The sequence below is a fragment of the Robertmurraya kyonggiensis genome (assembly GCF_005116465.1).
In the GTDB taxonomy this organism is placed as follows: Bacteria; Bacillota; Bacilli; order Bacillales; family Cytobacillaceae; genus Robertmurraya; species Robertmurraya kyonggiensis.
Map to the genome: position 1 here is coordinate 448,798 of NZ_SWBM01000002.1, position 18,813 is coordinate 467,610.

Genomic DNA, 18,813 nt, shown 5'->3' on the forward strand with positions numbered 1-18,813 from the left:
TGGCCCTATTGTCGCACTAGTTGAAAAGTTTTACGAAAGTAGGTTTTTTTTTGAAAATTTCTTTAGCAATGATCGTGAAAAATGCAGAAACAACGATCAACAAATGTCTAGAAAGTGTACAAGGAATAGTGGATGAAATGGTAATAGTAGATACCGGTTCAACTGATCAAACTATTTCTGTCATTAAAAAATACTCAAACGTTTTATTATATGATTTCAACTGGTGTGATGATTTTTCTAAAGCACGAAATTATGCGATTGAACAGACGACTGGCGACTATATATTAGTATTAGATAGTGATGAATACATTACCTCTGGAACTAGAGTTGAGTTAGAATCAGTCATGTCTCAGAATAAGATTGGCCGAATATTAATCTGTAGTGATTTTAAAAAAGAAAATCAAATATATCAGGCTAAAGAGTATGTCTCAAGATTCTTTCCAAGAGAAACTAGATTTATTGGAGCAATTCATGAACAATTGGATAGTAATAAACCTAGAGTTAAGTTAGATTTAATGGTTAATCATAGTGGTTATTTTGAAACTAATAAAAGCAAAAGAAATATCCCAATATTACTAAATGAAGTTATGCAAAACCCTACAGATCCATATTATCTTTTTCAACTTGGGAAAGTACTAAGAATTGAGAAGCAATATGAAAGAGCTTTTCAACTTCTAAGAAAATCATATGATTTAGTTCCTAAGAACGCTCCCTATTATGAAGAATTAGTTGTAGAGGTAATCAATTGTGGTAAAGAATGTGGAAAAGAAGAGGTATTAGAAGTAATTATGCAAAATGACGAGATTTTAATTAATGTTTCTGATTTCCATTTTGCAAAAGGGCTCTATTACTTAGATTATTGTTTAGTATTTTCTGATAAAGCTGTAAATTACATTCAAAAAATTGAGGATAGCTTTTTAACATGTTTACGTTTAAATAACCAAACCCATATAGAATATTTACAAGGTTCTAGTACATTCCTACCAGCATATAATCTCGGTGTGTATTATGAGGTGACTAGTAATGTAGAGAAAGCACTTTATTATTATCAATTATCTTCTAAGTACGGATATTGTTTAGCAGAAAAGCGTTTAGAAAAATTGTTTATTTGATACCTCATTATTAATCACAACTATCAATTTTTATTTGGAGGATAATAAATGACAGCACTCAAGAAAATTGCAGATTATATAGTAAATAATGATATAGAGCATGCGTATAACACAATTATTAATATTGAATCTGATTACTGGAATAATGCCGATTATTGGAACTTAAGAGGGGTATTGTGCTTAAAAATAGGTGAGTATAAAGCTGCAATAGGGTGTCTTGAAAAGGCATTAAGTATTGATCCGAAAAATGGAGATATTTACTTTAATTACGCATACGCACTGGAAAATATAGGAAATAACAGCGACGCATCACTATATTTTGGCTTTTCCTATCGTTATTCCAAAGATAGTGATTTAAAAGATGACATATTGTCTAAGTATGAGCATCAGGAGGCGCTTAAGAACATTTTTATTACTGCTGCGTCAGAAATACGTAAAAGCTTTATAATTTTGTCTTCCTGTGGATGGGGAGATATCTATCAAAGAATGCATCATATTGCCCATTCTCTTGCTAAACTTGGACATGATGTTTATTATGTTTCGCCTAGCACTATTATAAATGTTGATAATAGCGAAAACATTTCAAGTTTGGTCCTGACAAATCATTCCTTTAAGAATATGAAAATGGTAGATGGTGTCAAAATTTATACACCAATATCAGCAATTTGCGGACAAAGAATGGTCTGTAACAACTATATTGATGTTGTGCAAAGATTAGTAGATACCGTAACACAAACGGAAAAAATAGTTTTAACCTATATGCCATATCAAGTTAATGTGATAAATTCTCTTAAAGGTGATTTTTTCCACATTTATGAATGTGTAGATGATCATTCTGATTTGGAATATGCATTTTGGGGAAATAAGCACGATATTATCTGGGAACAAGAATTAATGGACCGAGCAGATGCTATTACCACTACGGCTACTTCCTTGTTTTTACAACGAGTATCTATTGAAGAAAGAAAAAATGTTTATTTGTCTCGAAATGCTGTTAATGAAAGAGATTTTATTTTCACCAACAATGAACATATTCCAGATGATCTCAAACATATACCTGAACCGAGAATTGTATACTCTGGTGCAATATACGAATGGTTTGATATGGAACTTTTTTATGAGATAGTAAATTCTAATCCGGATAAATCCTTTGTGATTATAGGGTTCGGTAAAAATGAATTATTTAAAGAAAATTGCCCAAATCTTTATTTTCTCGGTACTAAAAAGCATAGTGATTTAAAAAACTATTTAAGACATATGCAAATCGGGATTATTCCTTTTAAGGAAAATACAGACATTATTATTAACTGTGATCCAATTAAACAATATGAATATATCGCATGTAACATCCCAGTTATTACTACATTCATGCCCGAATCAGCACTCGGAAAGATAAATACAATTCTTGCAAATCATAAAGATAGTTTTAATAAAGCTATTCAAAAATGTCTTTCTCTAAAATTAGATGATCATCTTATTAGTGATTATTTATCAGAGAATTCATGGAATGAAAGAGCGGCACTACTTTGCAGAATTTCGGACAATCTTATTAGTATTCAAGAAAAAGACGCTACTTTAAGTGGTATTGGAGAATCACTTGAATATTTAGTGAATCATTATGATTCACCAATTTTTATCACTTTGAAAGCAGTATTTGATAACTTGAAAAACAATATGGATTTTGAAAGTTTTGCAAGAAAAGCATACGATATAGAAAAGTTAAAATATATTGAAAAACAGTATCTTTTTTCCTTAATAAGAAATAATAATATTTCAACCTTTGTTGAAGTTGTTAGAAAATCAGTGTATATAAAAAATGAAATAAAGCAGGAATTGTTATACCGAATAAAAACCAATGAATTAGATAATATCAAGGCCATTTCATACTTGTGTGTTGGTGATGTAAAAACTTTTTTAGAGTTAATTGCTAGATTACCGGATAAACACAATATCTTATTATATGATGCATATATCAATTATATGCTAAATGGGAGTGTAAATGTTGAGGTAATGCATCATCATGCTGGCTTGATTGATTCACCTTTATATATTTTTTTAATGAAGTTTAATAATTAAGGGGTAAAAATATATGGAAATGGATGCTTATAAACAAAAGGTTAAGAAATCATTACAGGATCTGATAAATATTGGGGACCTTCGTCAAGCTCTAAATATTATCAGCCAGTATGAACAAATTATTAGAGATGATGTAGATATAATAAGTATGAAATCAATAATATATATTGAAACTGGAGAAATAGAATTAGCAGAAGAGTTACTTTTTGATGCAATAAGAAGAAATATTATTAGTTCTGATATTTTTTATAATCTCGCCTATATTTTTCATACTAAAGGTGAAAATGAGCAGGCTGTTATCTTTTATAAAAAATCATTTGAGACAACCTCAGATTTATCGTTAAAAAAAGATATTAATAAAATTTTGCAATCGCTAAACTTGAATCCTCTTAAGATATATAAATACAGATTCAGTGTGGTTATTCCTACTAGAAATAGTGCTGATACGTTGAAGTATACAATAAAGACTTGTCTTAATCAAAAACATGACAATTTTGAAATTGTTATCAGTGATAACAGTAGTGACGATTATAACTTTACTAAGGAGTTAATAAAAAATTTTAATGATCCAAGGATAAAGTATTATCGTCCTGATGAAGAATTAGCAATGACCGAGAATTATAATTATGCTATATCAAAAGCATTAGGGGAATATGTTATTATGCTAGGCTCTGATGATGGTCTCCTTTTTCATGCATTGTCTACTTTGGATAGCATTTTACCTCGTACAGGTATAAAGCTTCTTCATTGGAGAATGGCCGCATATGGATGGCCGAATATTAAGTTAAAAGGATACGAAAACTTTTTTGGATTTCCTCTAAACCCAAAAGGAACCATAAATTATAATGAAATAGATTCCAATACTATCATTAAAAAGGTAATAAATTTTGAGACAAACTACAGTATATTACCAATGCTTTACTGTAATTCAGTTGTTCACCAGGATTTACTTGAGATTTTAATCAAGAATACAGGTAGTGTATTTAAAGGTTATCCACCAGATGTATATTCAGGTTTTGCATTGGCATATATACAAAACAAATATATAACTGTAGATCTTCCGATGACTATAGGTGGTTCATCTGGCAACAGTATAGGGATTGCATATCATCATGGGAAAGGTAATTCAAATGAGTTGAAAAAAGACTATATAAGGTTAAATAATAAGGCTGGTCTTAGTTTACACAACATTATTCCAGATGTTAAATCTTTGGAAGCAGCTGTAGCTGAGTCATTCTTAAATGCCAAAGATGTTTTATTTCCCAATGATCATGAATTGTGTTTAGATAGGAAATTATTGATACAGAAATGTGTAGAGGGACTTGATAAAAATGACACAACTTATAGCCAAGAATTAAAAAAAATTGAAAGTTCTTTAGAAGATGAGCCACAATTAAGAAAATGGTTTAAAGAAAACTACCTGATGAAACCTACAACAAATAATTATAGTAATAAAGCCAAATTCAGCTACAAAGTAGGGTTCGAAAATGGTAATTTAAGTTTAAATTCTGAAGATTTTAATGTGAAAAATGTTTATGATGCCGCATCTCTTTTCTCTAAAATTACTGGTTGGTAAAGTAAAATAATATTTGTTAATATGCATCTTTTCGTTTGTCCATCTCGAAGGTATTAGCTGGGAGGTTTTGGAACTCGAATTAATGAAGAATCACATTTAATTCCGAAACCTATGATTGAAATTGGCGAAAAACCTATTTCATGGCATATAATGAAAATTTATTCTTATTATGGATTTAATGATTTTATTATTTTATTATTTTATTATTTGCCTAGGTTATAAAGGTTACTATATAAAAGAGTAATTTGTACATTATTTTTTGCACGAATCTGGTGTTACATTTGATTTTAGAAATAATAATCAACAAATTATCCATAAGTTGTCCGTTGAACGATGGAAAGTCACCCTAGTAAACACCGGGTTAGACACAATGACTGGTGGGCGTCTAAAAAGGATAAGAGAATACATCAAAAATGAGGCATTCATGCTTACTTATGGTGATGGTGTATTAAACATTAATATAAGAAATTTAGTGGAATTTCATAAAGCAAATCGAAAGATTGCAACAGTGACAACTACTCAACCAAGTAGAAGATTTGGAGCGCTTGATTTTGATAATGAAGGTCATGTTCTGGGTTTTCAAGAAAAGCCTCAAGGAGAAGGCGGTTGCATAAACTTAGGATTTTTTGTAATGGAACCAGAAGTTATTGATTATATAGATAAAGATTTTACAATACTAGAAAGACAGCCGTTGGAAAATTTGGCATTGAATAAACAGCTAGCGGCTTTTAAGCATTTAGACTTTTGGCAACCTATGGTTACTCTAAGTGATAAGAGTTATTTGGAGGGGGAACATTTTAAAACCTCCTAGTTTACAATTATGAGAAGATTATGTAAAAGGAAAGAATAGAAAGTCCTTTTAATGATAAGTTAAACTCATAGGCAAATTACTATTTAGGCCGCTTGTCTATGAAAAATTCAGATAAGTTTAGTTTTAGTAGTAATATCAAAATACATATAGTTAGCTCTTGGGTAATCACCGAGCTAGCTATATGAATGGTTTTGTTGGATAAAATAAATAAACATATTTAGTCAGCTCAGTAAACAACTGAATGGGCAGATCAATAGAGAAATTCTCTTCGGGTTTATAAATGAATGTGCTAAGTTGGACGGCAGGTCTAGCAATTTCCGAGGAAAAAGGGTAGATAAATTTAAGAATGAGAGATTGCGACTTAAAACACTCAAGAGGGTAGTTCATTGATTCAGATTGTTAAGGTTTATTAAGCTAAACTTTTTGAATTTTTAAATTATTAACATTATTGTGGGGATAGGGACAGCCATATAAAATGGATCTTAATTCTTATTACAATCTTTTCTATCTTCCCTATCTATTAAAGTAGATTCCCGATATAGATTGACGGATAAGAGTTATTTCACCAACAATTTTGGTGGTCAACAACCTTACTGGTTACTGTATTACCTATCCAAGTTACCTGAATATTAACTCAAACACTATGTGATAAATTAAGTTTGGTCCTTTGCTACTTACAATGCAGCAAAAATTTTAATTAATCTCTTCTTTTACTTTACCATGCAAATAAAGGCAAAATATAATTTACCTCTCACTCATTCTTAATTTACAGACTAAACATTCCCTTATTACAACCGATAAAATATATAGTATATAGTCACAGGAGGACTGAAATTATGTTGGATCGAATATCTTCTACTTATATTCAGTTGGCTGATAAAGAAGTAAGGCAAGTAGAATTTTCTGATAGAAAAACCGAAAAGCGATCTGAACAACAAGAAAAATTACCGCAAGTACAATCGAAGGATGATATAAGAAAAGTTGTATCGAGTATAAATGAGTTTCTCAAACCATTAAATACTCATTTGAAATTTGAGTTTCATGAAGAATTAGAAGAGTATTATGCCACTATTGTTGATGATAGAACAAAAGAAGTTATTAAAGAAATACCCTCAAAAAAAGTAATGGATATGCATGCATCCATGGCTGAGTATCTGGGATTACTGATCGATAAGAAAATATAAGGATGTGAATGTATGGCGTCTAGTATGAGAATTGGTGGTTTAGCTAGTGGAATGGACATCGATACGATTGTCAGTGATTTAATGAAGGCAGAACGAGTGCCACTTGATAAGCTAACGCAAAAAAAGCAATACTTAGAATGGCAACGGGATGATTTTAGGGAAATCAATAAGATGATGCTAAGTTTGGATACGATGATTTTTGAAGATTTGATTTTGTCCGATACCTATAATCAGAAGACAGTTTCAATTTCAGATTCAAATGAGGTCGCAATCAAAAACGTAAGCTCAGCTTCAGATTTTTCAGGAACGATTAATGTAAAAAAGCTAGCCACAGCTGCAATGATAGTAAAGAGTAATACTGGGGTTACAGATTCTTCTAAGAAAATTAGTGATATTTTCTCAAATCTTGCAATCCCTCATGAGATTACAGTCCAGGCAATCAAGAAAGATGGGACGCTTGATGATGGTTTCAAGATAAGTTTTAATCCTGTTGAAGAAACGCTGGAAAGTCTGATTGCCAAAATCAATGAACAAACAGGGGTCACGATGTTTTTTGATACAAAAACAGGAGGACTATCGGTTTCTGCTAAAAATACAGGGGACGTTGCTGGGACAGATGAGATTGTTTTGAGTGGAGATTTGTTCACTAAATTAGGCTTAGATACAGCTACGAAAACCGCTGGGGTAAATGCAGAATTTACCTATAACGGAATCACCACTACTCGTTCTTCCAATACTTTTACGATTAATGGGTTTGAAATATCATTAAAAAATGCGAATAACAAAGACGTTACTTTCAGTTCAACAGCAGATGTGGATAAAATTACTGAAAAAATCGTAAAATTTGTTGATGAATACAATAAATTAATTGAAAAGTTGAATACAGAGCTTAATGAGAAAAAATATCGTGATTATCAACCGTTAACGTCTGAACAAAAAGAAGCGATGGAAGAAAAAGAAATTGAACTGTGGGAAGAAAAGGCCCGTAGTGGAACACTACGTAATGATTCGGCTCTCTCATCTGCTTTGAATAAAATGCGTACAGATTTTTATTCTCCAATTTCTGGAATTTCAGGACTTAGCCAGTTAGCTGAAATTGGAATAACGACCACGGCTAATTATATGGACGGTGGAAAGCTAACAATTGATGAAAAGAAATTAAAAGAAGCAATTGCAAACGATCCAAATGCTGTCCGCCAGCTTTTTGCAAAGGAAGGAACAGAAACAGGAGATAAAGGAATTGCAAGAAGACTTCGTGATACCTTAAAAAGTACAATGGATACAATTGAGCAGAAAGCAGGAAAGGCAACGAGTGTTAATACAACTTTCTCTCTTGGGCGTAACTTGGACAGTATAGAAGATCAAATTGATCGTTTTCAAGAGAGATTGATTCAGATTGAAGATCGCTATTGGAGACAATTTACGGCGATGGAAAAAGCGATTCAGCAAGCTAATACACAATCTGCCTATATCACGCAGCAATTTAGTATGTAATTTTATTGAAGGAAGTGTAATTAATGGAAGTGACCAATCCATATCAGCAATACCAGAACAACTCTGTTAACACAGCTTCTCCTGGTGAGCTAACCTTAATGCTTTATAACGGTTGCTTGAAATTTATTAATTTGGCAAAAAAAGCAATGGTAGAAAAAAATGTTGCAGAAAAAAATATTAATGTTCAAAAAGCCCAAAACATTATTACCGAGCTAATGATAACCTTGAATAAGGATGTAGAGATTTCACAAAATTTACTCTCTTTGTACGACTATCTTAATCGTCGATTAATTGAAGCAAATGTGAAAAATGACGTTGCTATTTTGAGCGAAGTAGAAGAGTTTGTTGTTGAATTTCGTGACACTTGGAAGCAGGTGATTCAGATGATTCGTCAGCGACAGCATGCAGGAAATGGTGGAAAAGCCTAATGACTGTGGTCAAGGCGTGCTATGAAGTAACACAGCAATTGTTTCAGGCTGTTCAGGCGGTCAAAACTGAAAATCGTGATGAAGCGATTAAGGAAATTGAGCTACTTCTAGAAAAAAGAGAAACATTCCTTCCTTCGATACAGCCTCCTTTTTCTTCTGAAGATAAAAAGCTCGGTCAAGAAATGATTTTAATGAATCGTGAAATTGATGCAAAGCTAAAGCTTATCCGGAGTTATGTGCAACGGGATATCAATGGTTTGAACAAGAAAAAGACATCAATGAAGAAGTATACGAATCCATACGAATCCGTTAATTTCGATGGCATGTTTTATGATAAAAGAAATTAATTTTTATGAGCGCGGAGGTTCGCATGGATATCGCTTTAATGTCAATGGCCTTAAGCCAGAGTCAGGTGCAACAGCAGGCTTCATTTTCGGTAATGAATAAAGTGATGGATCAAGCACAAGTAAATGCTGATTTCATCCACAAAATGATGACAGGTACTGATGTGAAAGTTTTGCAACACGCAGCCCAGCCAAATCTTGGTGGGAATATAGATATAAACACTTAAGCGACCTTTTGGGTCGCTTAATTTTTTTTCAGATATCATGTTTTAGGAGTCCCATACATAACATAGCCCACTCTACCCAAAAACTCTGTCACCAATTCGACAAGATTTTTAAACTTTTTCATCGTTTTAGCAGGAGTTTGAAGGGTTAAAATAGAAATAGAATACATAGTCTTTTTTAATAAGACTACTGTATGAAATCTTTTGTGACTGGAGCCGTGATGGTGACCGGAAAGCAGGGGATGAAAGGTAAAGGAAATTCTAAAAGGAGGAGTTCACTAATGAATTTTAACGTACGAGGAGAAAACATTGAGGTAACTCCAGCAATTCGAGAGTATGTAGAAAAGAAAATTGCCAAACTTGAAAGATATTTTACCGAAACTCCTGAGGCAAATGTGCATGTGAATTTAAAAACCTACAATGACAAGAAATCCAAAGTAGAAGTGACGATTCCGATTCCCAATCTAGTTTTGCGTGCAGAAGAGATTCACGAAGATATGTATGCAGCGATTGATTTAATTACTGATAAATTGGAGCGTCAAATTCGCAAGCATAAAACAAAGGTTAACCGCAAGTTCCGAGAAAAAGGGAATGTCCAAGCATTATTTTCAACGTTTGAGGAACAAGGTGCACCTGTCATCGAAGAAGAGCAAGATCTTGAAGTCGTTCGTCAAAAGAGCTTTGATTTAAAGCCAATGGATAGCGAGGAAGCCATCCTTCAAATGAATATGTTAGGGCATAACTTCTACGTCTTTATGAATGCTGAGACGAACCTAACAAACGTCGTGTACAAACGTAGAGACGGGCGTTATGGATTAATTGAGGCACAATGAAATAGTTGAATAAAACCGCATCTCCATTATTGGGGGTGCGGTTTTTGTATGTTCGTGTTTAGAGCGAAATCCGCAATTCCCTTAAAATCACACGCAATTATGGTCAAAATCCACGCAAAATACTTTTCTCAACCCGCGAGATTAGAAGGGGAATTTACGCGAATCCATGAGATTTCCACGCATTGCCTTCAAAATCGCGCTCTTCTCCACGTAATTAAAAACAAAAATTGTGAATATTGCTACAATCTATTACAATATGAATATAAGAAGGGGGAGCATACATAATGAACTTTGATTTTCAACAATATCCATATCCGTCGCAGCGTACAGCGGTCATCGCAAACAGAGGAATGGTGGCCACCTCACAGCCGCTAGCGGCACAAGCAGGACTTGATATTCTCAAAAAGGGTGGAAACGCGATTGATGCAGCGATTGCGACAGCGGCAACTCTAACTGTTGTAGAGCCAACTTCGAATGGAATCGGAAGTGATGCATTTGCACTTGTTTGGACAAAAGGTGAGCTTCACGGTTTAAATGGAAGTGGACCAGCACCGAAATCTATCTCAATCGAAGCACTAAAAGAACGTGGACACGAGCAAATGCCAACTCATGGTTGGATTCCAGTTACTGTACCAGGTACTCCATCTGCATGGGCAGAGCTGTCCAAACGTTTTGGGAAGCTACCGTTAAAAGAAGTGCTTCAACCTGCCATCGATTATGCGGAAAATGGCTATCCGTTAACGCCAATTCTCGGAAAATATTGGGATTATGCTTATAAAAGATATAAAGAAATATTAACCGAGGATGAATTCCAACATTGGTTTGAAACGTTCGCACCAGATGGGAGGGCGCCAAAGGTCGGGGAGATCTGGAAATCTCCAGGACATGCCGCAACCCTACGCTCGATCGCTGAAACGAACGGGGAAAGCTTTTACCGTGGCGAACTAGCTGAAAAAATTGATGCTTTTTCTAAAAAATACAATGGTTTCCTCACAAAAGAAGATTTAGCTGCCTACAAAGCGGAATGGGTGCAACCAATTAAGGTGAACTACCGTGGTTATGATGTCTGGGAGATTCCGCCGAATGGTCAAGGATTAGTAGCTCTTTTAGCATTAAACATCGCGAGCGGCTTCGAATTCCAAGCAAAAGATACGCTCGATACCTACCATAAGCAAATTGAAGCGATGAAACTGGCTTATACAGATGGAAAAGCCTATATCACAGACCCGAAGGATATGCCGATTACCGTCGAGGAATTGCTATCTGAGGAATACGGCCAATCCCGCCGAAACGAAATTGGAGACGAGGCAATTGACCCGAGTCCATACCAGCCGCCACGTGGAGGAACAGTATACCTTGCGACCGCCGACGGTGAGGGTAACATGGTTTCTTTTATCCAAAGTAATTACATGGGCTTTGGTTCAGGACTCGTTGTACCAGGTACAGGAATTTCTTTGCAAAATCGCGGACATGATTTCTCGTTAAATCCTGAGCATCCGAATGCATTAAAGCCAGGGAAGAAAACGTATCACACAATCATTCCTGGATTCCTGACAAAAGGAACTGAGGCAGTTGGTCCATTTGGGGTAATGGGAGGCTATATGCAGCCGCAGGGACATATGCAGGTTGTTATGAATACGATTGATTTCCATTTGAATCCGCAGGCTGCTTTAGATGCGCCGAGATGGCAATGGGTCGGAGATAAAAAGGTTCAGGTTGAGCACAGCTTCCCGAATCATATCGCGCAAGCACTCGTTCAAAAAGGGCATCAAATTGAGGTGACAGTCGACACAGGTGGATTTGGCCGTGGTCAAATTATTTGGCGTGACCCAGAAACAGGTGTCTTAATGGGTGGAACGGAATCTCGCACAGATGGCTCAATTGCAGCTTGGTAAACATGAATAGCCAGTGGAGTGGTATATTATTAGGTATACCACTCCTTATTATTGTGGCGAAAGGGTGAAAAAATGACACATTTACACATTTTTCTAGCATTTTTCCGCGTAGGCATATTAGGGTATGGGGGCGGTCCGTCCTCCATTCCGCTCGTACATAAGGAAGTCGTCGATAAATATAAATGGATGGATACGGATGAATTTGGCGACGTTTTAGCCCTTGGAAATGCTTTGCCTGGACCGATTGCAACAAAGATGGCTGGTTATATCGGCTATCGCGTTGGTGGATTTCTTGGTATGCTCAATGCATTAATTGCGACTATGCTGCCGACCATTATTTTAATGATTCTACTTTTAACCGTGCTGAATTCCTATAAGGATCAACCTTGGGTGAAGGGGATGGCAACGGCGGTTGTGCCTGTCGTGATGGTCATGCTTGCAACCCTTACCTGGGATTTTGTAAAAAAGTCTGGAACATCACAGCTAGGTTGGATATGGGCAAGTGTTCTAATTGTTGTTGGTGTTGTTCTCCTTTATTTCTTTAATATTCATCCTGCCATTATTATTTTGATTCTACTCGTAGCAGCGTTGGTGAAAAAGGATTCCACTTCGGAGAAAAAGGAGAATCAGGCATCATGATCTATTGGCAGATATTTTTAGCGTTTTTCCTTCCAGGAATTCTTGGATACGGTGGGGGGCCCGCTTCGATTCCGTTGGTGGAACATGAAGTGGTTGACCGTTACGGTTGGCTGTCAGTGGAGGAGTTCAGTGAGGTGCTCGCATTAGGCAATGCTTTGCCAGGGCCCATTGCCACAAAAATGGCCGGTTACATCGGTTATCAAGAGGGCGGCATACTTGGTGCGATTATCGCCGTTTTTGCAACGGTCGGACCGTCACTGATTTTAATGATTGCTTTACTAGGGTTATTAATGAAATATAAGGAATCGCCGAGAGTTAAGCGCATGACGACGTATATCCGACCGGTTATTGCTGTTTTGCTCGGTATCATGACCTATGAGTTCTTTTTCTCCGCCTACGAAGGAGTCGGCATCTGGCAAACCCTTTTCATTGGAGCGGCAAGCTTTGTTTTAATGGAAAAATTGAAGGTGCATCCGGCGTATGTGATTGCTGGGGCATTGGTATATGGGGCGGTTGTGCTAGCTTAGCCGAGCCATCCCGAATTTTACGAGTTCGCCGATATATCGCAAAAACCGCCGATATCGCTCCCATCCCATAAAAAAACAGCCCCGGAAACCAATTTCCGGGGCTGTCCCAATCATAAAACTTAAATCGTAAACTTATCCAATTCCTTCTTCAATACTTCCGTCATATCTTGAAGCTTCAGAATCATGTTGTTTACTTCCTGGAAGGCATTTAGCTGTGCTTCTGTGGAAGCGGAGATTTCCTCTGTTCCAGCTGCTGTTTCTTCCGTAATCGCAGAAATGTTTTCAACTGCAAGAGATACTTGGTTACCCATTTCAGTTGATCTCTCAACGCTGCGAACTAACTCTTCTAATCTTTCTTGAATCGAAGTTACATCTGTAGCAATCGTTTCAAAAGCATGCTCAGTAGAAACTTTCGCTTGTTCCTGTTGAACAGTCAACACATTTCCAAGTTCAGTTGCTTCAACGATATTTTTCAAACCACTCATGATATTTGAAACCATCGCAGTAATTAAATGAGTTGCTTGTGTAGAATCTTCGGCAAGCTTTCGTACCTCGTCCGCTACAACCGCGAAACCTTTACCAGCTTCACCCGCACGAGCTGCTTCGATCGCTGCATTCAATGCAAGTAGGTTAGTTTGTTCGGCAATTGCACGTACCGATTGAGCTGCAGATTCGATTTCACCTGTAAATTGAGCGAACTCTTTTACAGACATAGCGATATTTTCAGTCGACTTCGAAAGCTGTTGCGCGATTTCGCCTTGCTTATTTAATGATTCGCGACCAACTTCAACGGACTTGAATGCACTTGCACTTGCTTCAGATGCTTGTCTACTTTCATCCTGCACATGCACGAAATCCTGGCTCATGCTTCCCATCAAGGATGCAGTAGATTGGATATCAGCAGAAATTGATTCGCTTCCTTTTGCAAGTTCCTCAGTCGATTCGGCCACCTGGCTACTCACTTCAGATAAGTTCTCCATTTGTGTGGAAACTTCTTTCGTGAACGCTGTTACGTCTTTCCCGATTTGTTCAATCGAGCTGACCGTGCCCTTTAAGTTTTCCATCATAAAAATAAACGCCGAATTCAATTGATCAATTTCAAACTTACTCTTCGCTTTTTTATCAGATTGAGTCAACTGGCTTGTTAAATCACCTGCAGCAATTTTATTCGCCACCTCAACAATTTCATTTAATGGTCTTGAAATCTTTTGTGATCCTGCCCAAATAACCACACTCATGATCAGAATCAATGCACCGATGCTAATGCTAGAAAAGAGCACGACACCATCAATCTTTGCCTCTGTTTGCTTAAGGATTTCTTCATACCATTCGTTTGTTCTTTTATCCAACATGTAAACGTCGTTTAACACGCCGGAAACTCGAATCGATTGACGCTTGATTTCTGCTTTATTATCTTGTTCAAACGCTGTCTGTGTTGCTGTAGATAATGTTTTAAATTTGCCTTCTGCTTTTTGTAAAAGCTGTTTGTGCTCGTCATCGCTTAGAATCTTATCAAGCTCAGTCATTTTTACTTGAATGCTATCAAGGATTTCTAACGCTTCTGTTTTATTCGCTTCAGAAGGATTCCCTGTATAGTTCGCTAGGGCTTGCTTGGCAACGTTCGAATTGCCCTTTAATTCCTCTACCTGTAGCAGAATTTCAACATCATTTTTACTAGAGCTTTGAATATTGACTAATTGAATAATCATAAATCCAATGATAAATGCCGAAAGAATCATTGGAATGATGGACATGCTTAATAGACGGCCTCTAAGTCTCATAATCTAGTTCCCTCCTTTACTCCGAATCAACGGTAATTTCGCCTGAAATGATTTTATTCGTTGCTTCTTCAATCGCTTTTTGTTGATCTGGCGTCAGAGATGCCACTCTAATTTCAGCAAGGCCAACCCCGTTTTCTGCTAAACCAAGTAAGTATGAGTCAGCATCGATTTTTCCGTCTTCATTAATCATTTTTGCAATATCATAAACTGCATTGTCGACATTTTTTAACATCGATGTCACAACCGCTTTTTCTGCTACGAAAAATTGATCCGTGTCCACTCCAGCTGCATATATTTTACGCTCTTGTGCTGTTTGTAGGACCCCGTAACCTGTGAATCCAGCTGCATGGTAAATAAAGTCAGCACCTTTATCGATTTGAGCTGTCGCTAATTTTTTGCCTAGTTCAACATCATCGAATGAACCAGCATAGTCAACGAATACCTCTGCGTTTGGTTTTACATATTTCACACCTTGCTTAAATCCTGCTTCAAAATGGTGAATTAGGGGAACGTCCACCCCTCCTACGAAGCCGATCTTATCAGTCTTACTTGTCATCGCTGCGACCATTCCAACTAAGAAGCTTCCTTCTTGCTCTTTAAAAGTAATCGATGCGATATTTTCTAGTTCAGATACTTCGTCAATCAATAAGAATTGCTGATCAGGATATTTCTTCGCTACTGTTTCAAGACCTTCCTTAACGGAGAATCCTAATCCAATAATGATGTCGTTTCCTTGCTCCACAAGCTCAGTCAATGGCTTTTCTAATTCACCATCTGGTGCTTCACGATAATCAAAAGTAATTCCGAATTCATCTCGTGCGCGTTCCAATCCACGAAAAGCTGAATCGTTAAAAGATTCATCGCCAAGACCGGCATCGGAAAGGAGTATGCCAATTTTATGTTCATCCTTTTTTTCTACGGCAGCACTAGAGCAGCCGCTTATAAGAAAGACCAACAAAATAATAAAACTCAATTTTTTCATGTTGGTTAAACCTCCAAGTTAGTGTAAGATAATTTACTGGTATAATATCGGTTCGAATTCGAGATAATTTAGGTCTTTTTGTCGACTTTTAGATATTTTGCGAAATTTGTCGAAAGTGGTTTAATGCTATAGGAATATAGTTGTGGAATTCAAGAGGTTTTTTCCAATAAAATAGTTTTGCTTTTTTGAAAAAATGATTAAACTAATATTAGTGATAGAATGGTAGGTACGTGTATAAAGGGGAGGAGCAGTAAAGTTGAATGTAAGTGTAGGTAGAAATGAACCGTGTCCCTGCGGAAGCGGGAAGAAATATAAAAAATGTTGTGGTGCTCAAAAGACCGTTTCGATTACTTCCATAATTGAACAAGAGATTTTAGCGCTGCAAACACAAGTGATTCAATATGCGATGCATGAATATGAGGAAGAACTTGTCGAAGATTTCGAGGAAAAGCTAGATGAGTTGTTGACTGAAGATGAGGATGAACTGGAATTTTATTCATTTGTCCATACAATTTGGTATGCGTTGTTTGTACCGGTTGAAAATGGGGAGACGATCCTACAGCAATTTATCAAGGGACGAAGCAAAATGATCCAGCGTCCGATGGTAAAAGAGATTTTGCAATCTTGGACGAATCCAAGACCAATTGCGGGAAGATTGCTTTCTCTAAGCTCTGATTCTATGAAAGTGAAGGATACATTAACCGAAGAGATCATTTCGATTAAGTTACTTGAACCTACTGAACCAGAAGAAAATTCGTTTGTATTTGGATTCCTTGTCCCATTTGGTGGCGAGTCAATCCTGTTTACATCTGTCTTTGACCTAGAAGGGGAGAAGGATGACAGGGAAGAGTTCTATCTTAAGGAAGTTTTCGAGAATTCAGGGTATGAAGATCCGATTGAGTTTTTAAAGGATGAATTTCTTACACTTATGAATGATGTCCCTTATGAGACGATGGAATATGGCGCAGAGGATTTTGAGTGGAAGAGCCCGATTCATAAGGAAGTCGCGGATCTTTTTGAAGCAGAAATGAAGAAGCTCGAAGCTCCGAACACACTGATTGCAACAGGTTTCATTCTGTGGAATCAATATTGTGAAGTTGCGCCACGAATGACGAAAAAGCCGGCGACTTATGCAGCGGCGATTCATTACATCAACGCATCGGTGAATCCGATGATCGATATAACTAAAAAAGAAATCGCCCAAGCTTATGGCATTTCTGCTTCCACACTTGGAAGCGCGATTGCAGATCTAGAAATGGATTTGCAAGATATCATTATGGAACTCCGAAGTGTCCATCTGGAAAATATCATCGAGGGCCTAGCAGCTCAAGGCATCAATCCTTTTGATGACCTGGAGGATGACGATGATGATGACGAGTATATTCCGTTTTGATTGAAAGAGGCCGTTCCCAAAAGGGTTGCTAATTAAGCGACCTTTTTTGGGAAACGGCCTTTTTGCTGTATCTGAATGTGCATGAAGACACTAATTGCAGAATCACGGTGAACAATGTCCGCATGAGCGCGTCATGAAGACACTAACTAGAGAACCCCGTTGAACAATGTCCGCATGCCCCATTCATAAAGACACTAAACGGAGAACCTCAGTGAATAATGTCCCCGTGACAAGACTCAAGTATTGTTTTTTCCCAAACAAGTAACAAAAGTGTTGATATTATCACATGCATAATAGAAGCGGAATGTTATGATTACTGTGTAACTCCATAAAAAATGAAAGGTTGTGAGGTTTTGATTATCCTTCCTCGTAGTGAATCCCCTGAGTTATTAATCCACAGTTATTTATCCTCCAGAAATGGCTTGACTGAAAAGGAAAAACAGTACCATTTACATCTCGAAAAAGGTTTTGAAGGCGAGAAACAGTTTGATGCTTTAGCGGATACTTTTTTAAAAGACATGTTGTTTATGAATGATATACTCCTCGAACAAAACAATTCTCATTTTCAGATGGATTCTTTAGGCTTTTCTAAAGATGGTTTGCATATGTTCGATATTAAAAATTTTGAAGGTGATTTCTGCATGGAAGGAGACGCGTGGAAAACGACTTCTGGAATAGAAATCAAGAATCCCTATCATCAATTGGAGCGGTGCACAGCATTGTTAAGAAAATTTTTGCTGGAACGAAAATATAACATTAGTATTAAATCATATCTGATATTTATAAATCCTCACTTTACTCTTTATCAGGCTCCTCAAATTCCAAATATTATTCTTCCTACACAGCTTGATAGATTCATTGAAAAACTACAAATGGATACATCAAACCCCGGCACACGATACAACAAGCTCATTGAGACTATTCTTTCAGAAAAACTCAATCATTATCCCAACTCGACTATCCCAAAGTATGAATACAGTGAACTATCGAAAGGTGTTATTTGTATGGAATGCGGATCGGCTATGTTGCCCTTAATCAATAGACGAGGACAACTAGTTTGTTGTGAATGTTCAAAAATGGAAAGTATTGAATCTATTGTTCTGCGTAGTGTAGATGAGTTGCAGGTACTTTTTCCGGAGAAAAAGATCACCACTATGGGAATGTATGATTGGTGTAATGGATCAATGCGTGAAAAGACAATTCAGAGGCAACTAATAAAAAACTTTACTCGGAACTCTCGTGGGAAATTTTCATACTATGTATAATTTTTTGGAATGGAAATCTAAAAATAGGTAATTGAAGGACTGGCTCTCTGAATTAACGCTTAGGCTAGTCTTATGGTTGCCGACATTGAAAAAACTAGCTCATTATCCGTAAATTCGTAGATCAAATTGGGATGCCTATCAACCCAATCAAGGCTACATTATGGAGGGAGCTAGTTCTATTATTTAGGGTACTTATAAAATACCTTTTTTTGGGGGGGAATCACAAGTACTGTTTCCATGAAGACGTTA

At 36.6% G+C, this 18,813-nt stretch carries 16 protein-coding genes and 1 pseudogene; 15 read left to right on the forward strand and 2 right to left on the reverse strand.

What is annotated here, in order from left to right; genetic code table 11:
• Positions 1 to 68: 68 nt before the first annotated feature.
• The 13 genes and pseudogenes from FA727_RS13360 (at position 69) to FA727_RS13420 (ending at position 13,143) form a co-directional block, all read left to right on the forward strand.
• Positions 69 to 1,112, forward strand: coding sequence for a glycosyltransferase (locus FA727_RS13360; RefSeq protein WP_281280897.1), 1,044 nt, complete (start codon positions 69 to 71; stop codon positions 1,110 to 1,112).
• Between the two features lie 48 nt (positions 1,113 to 1,160).
• Positions 1,161 to 3,188, forward strand: coding sequence for a tetratricopeptide repeat protein (locus tag FA727_RS13365; RefSeq protein WP_136831560.1), 2,028 nt, complete (start codon positions 1,161 to 1,163; stop codon positions 3,186 to 3,188).
• Between the two features lie 13 nt (positions 3,189 to 3,201).
• Positions 3,202 to 4,764, forward strand: coding sequence for a glycosyltransferase family 2 protein (locus FA727_RS13370; RefSeq protein WP_136831562.1), 1,563 nt, complete (start codon positions 3,202 to 3,204; stop codon positions 4,762 to 4,764).
• Between the two features lie 57 nt (positions 4,765 to 4,821).
• A pseudogene (rfbF, locus tag FA727_RS13375) lies at positions 4,822 to 5,575 on the forward strand (glucose-1-phosphate cytidylyltransferase).
• 836 nt (positions 5,576 to 6,411) lie between these two features.
• Positions 6,412 to 6,759, forward strand: coding sequence for a flagellar protein FlaG (flaG, locus tag FA727_RS13380; RefSeq protein ID WP_136831565.1), 348 nt, complete (start codon positions 6,412 to 6,414; stop codon positions 6,757 to 6,759).
• 12 nt (positions 6,760 to 6,771) lie between these two features.
• Complete coding sequence (locus tag FA727_RS13385; RefSeq protein ID WP_136831567.1) at positions 6,772 to 8,253, forward strand: flagellar hook-associated protein 2; 1,482 nt, start codon at positions 6,772 to 6,774, stop codon at positions 8,251 to 8,253.
• 23 nt (positions 8,254 to 8,276) lie between these two features.
• The gene (gene fliS, locus FA727_RS13390) at positions 8,277 to 8,681 is read left to right on the forward strand and encodes a flagellar export chaperone FliS (protein WP_136831569.1); all 405 of its coding nucleotides are present in this window, start codon (positions 8,277 to 8,279) and stop codon (positions 8,679 to 8,681) included.
• Complete coding sequence (fliT, locus tag FA727_RS13395) at positions 8,681 to 9,028, forward strand: flagellar protein FliT (protein WP_136831571.1); 348 nt, start codon at positions 8,681 to 8,683, stop codon at positions 9,026 to 9,028. Before fliS ends, fliT begins: the two co-directional genes overlap by 1 nt.
• Positions 9,029 to 9,051: 23 nt before the next feature.
• Complete coding sequence (locus FA727_RS13400; protein ID WP_136831573.1) at positions 9,052 to 9,252, forward strand: putative motility protein; 201 nt, start codon at positions 9,052 to 9,054, stop codon at positions 9,250 to 9,252.
• A 278-nt stretch (positions 9,253 to 9,530) separates the two neighbouring features.
• Positions 9,531 to 10,082: a ribosome hibernation-promoting factor, HPF/YfiA family gene (gene hpf / locus FA727_RS13405; protein WP_136831575.1), complete on the forward strand. Its 552-nt coding sequence runs from the start codon at positions 9,531 to 9,533 to the stop codon at positions 10,080 to 10,082.
• A gap of 284 nt (positions 10,083 to 10,366) precedes the next feature.
• The gene (locus FA727_RS13410; RefSeq protein WP_136831577.1) at positions 10,367 to 11,977 is read left to right on the forward strand and encodes a gamma-glutamyltransferase family protein; all 1,611 of its coding nucleotides are present in this window, start codon (positions 10,367 to 10,369) and stop codon (positions 11,975 to 11,977) included.
• A gap of 72 nt (positions 11,978 to 12,049) precedes the next feature.
• Complete coding sequence (locus FA727_RS13415) at positions 12,050 to 12,616, forward strand: chromate transporter (protein ID WP_136831579.1); 567 nt, start codon at positions 12,050 to 12,052, stop codon at positions 12,614 to 12,616.
• Positions 12,613 to 13,143 carry a chromate transporter gene (locus FA727_RS13420; protein ID WP_136831581.1) on the forward strand — a complete coding sequence of 177 codons (531 nt, stop codon included), beginning with the start codon at positions 12,613 to 12,615 and terminating at the stop codon, positions 13,141 to 13,143. The genes FA727_RS13415 and FA727_RS13420 overlap by 4 nt, the downstream gene beginning before the upstream one ends.
• A 119-nt stretch (positions 13,144 to 13,262) precedes the next feature.
• Here the strand turns inward: FA727_RS13420 and FA727_RS13425 are convergent, their stop codons facing one another.
• Positions 13,263 to 14,924: a methyl-accepting chemotaxis protein gene (locus tag FA727_RS13425; RefSeq protein WP_136831583.1), complete on the reverse strand. Its 1,662-nt coding sequence runs from the start codon at positions 14,922 to 14,924 to the stop codon at positions 13,263 to 13,265.
• Between the two features lie 16 nt (positions 14,925 to 14,940).
• Positions 14,941 to 15,906, reverse strand: coding sequence for a BMP family lipoprotein (locus FA727_RS13430; protein WP_136831585.1), 966 nt, complete (start codon positions 15,904 to 15,906; stop codon positions 14,941 to 14,943).
• A 256-nt stretch (positions 15,907 to 16,162) separates the two neighbouring features.
• Between FA727_RS13430 and FA727_RS13435 the strand changes: the two genes are divergently transcribed.
• On the forward strand, positions 16,163 to 17,299 hold the full coding sequence (locus tag FA727_RS13435) for an SEC-C metal-binding domain-containing protein (RefSeq protein ID WP_136831587.1): 1,137 nt from the start codon (positions 16,163 to 16,165) through the stop codon (positions 17,297 to 17,299).
• Positions 17,300 to 17,634: 335 nt separating this feature from the next.
• A complete protein-coding gene (locus FA727_RS13440) occupies positions 17,635 to 18,564 on the forward strand; it encodes a nuclease-related domain-containing protein (protein ID WP_136831589.1) in 930 nt (309 codons plus the stop codon).
• The last annotated feature ends 249 nt before the right edge of the window (positions 18,565 to 18,813 follow it).

What these genes read in the sequence shown, in the direction of transcription:
- fliS (WP_136831569.1), top strand. Translation starts at nt 8,277, where the DNA reads ATGGAAGTGACCAATCCATATCAGCAATACCAGAACAACTCTGTTAAC.
- hpf (WP_136831575.1), top strand. Translation starts at nt 9,531, where the DNA reads ATGAATTTTAACGTACGAGGAGAAAACATTGAGGTAACTCCAGCAATT.
- flaG (WP_136831565.1), top strand. Translation starts at nt 6,412, where the DNA reads ATGTTGGATCGAATATCTTCTACTTATATTCAGTTGGCTGATAAAGAA.
- FA727_RS13425 (WP_136831583.1), bottom strand. Translation starts at nt 14,924, where the DNA reads ATGAGACTTAGAGGCCGTCTATTAAGCATGTCCATCATTCCAATGATT.
- FA727_RS13385 (WP_136831567.1), top strand. Translation starts at nt 6,772, where the DNA reads ATGGCGTCTAGTATGAGAATTGGTGGTTTAGCTAGTGGAATGGACATC.
- fliT (WP_136831571.1), top strand. Translation starts at nt 8,681, where the DNA reads ATGACTGTGGTCAAGGCGTGCTATGAAGTAACACAGCAATTGTTTCAG.
- FA727_RS13440 (WP_136831589.1), top strand. Translation starts at nt 17,635, where the DNA reads ATGAAAGGTTGTGAGGTTTTGATTATCCTTCCTCGTAGTGAATCCCCT.
- FA727_RS13420 (WP_136831581.1), top strand. Translation starts at nt 12,613, where the DNA reads ATGATCTATTGGCAGATATTTTTAGCGTTTTTCCTTCCAGGAATTCTT.
- FA727_RS13370 (WP_136831562.1), top strand. Translation starts at nt 3,202, where the DNA reads ATGGAAATGGATGCTTATAAACAAAAGGTTAAGAAATCATTACAGGAT.
- FA727_RS13400 (WP_136831573.1), top strand. Translation starts at nt 9,052, where the DNA reads ATGGATATCGCTTTAATGTCAATGGCCTTAAGCCAGAGTCAGGTGCAA.
- FA727_RS13410 (WP_136831577.1), top strand. Translation starts at nt 10,367, where the DNA reads ATGAACTTTGATTTTCAACAATATCCATATCCGTCGCAGCGTACAGCG.
- FA727_RS13415 (WP_136831579.1), top strand. Translation starts at nt 12,050, where the DNA reads ATGACACATTTACACATTTTTCTAGCATTTTTCCGCGTAGGCATATTA.
- FA727_RS13360 (WP_281280897.1), top strand. Translation starts at nt 69, where the DNA reads ATGATCGTGAAAAATGCAGAAACAACGATCAACAAATGTCTAGAAAGT.
- FA727_RS13365 (WP_136831560.1), top strand. Translation starts at nt 1,161, where the DNA reads ATGACAGCACTCAAGAAAATTGCAGATTATATAGTAAATAATGATATA.
- FA727_RS13430 (WP_136831585.1), bottom strand. Translation starts at nt 15,906, where the DNA reads ATGAAAAAATTGAGTTTTATTATTTTGTTGGTCTTTCTTATAAGCGGC.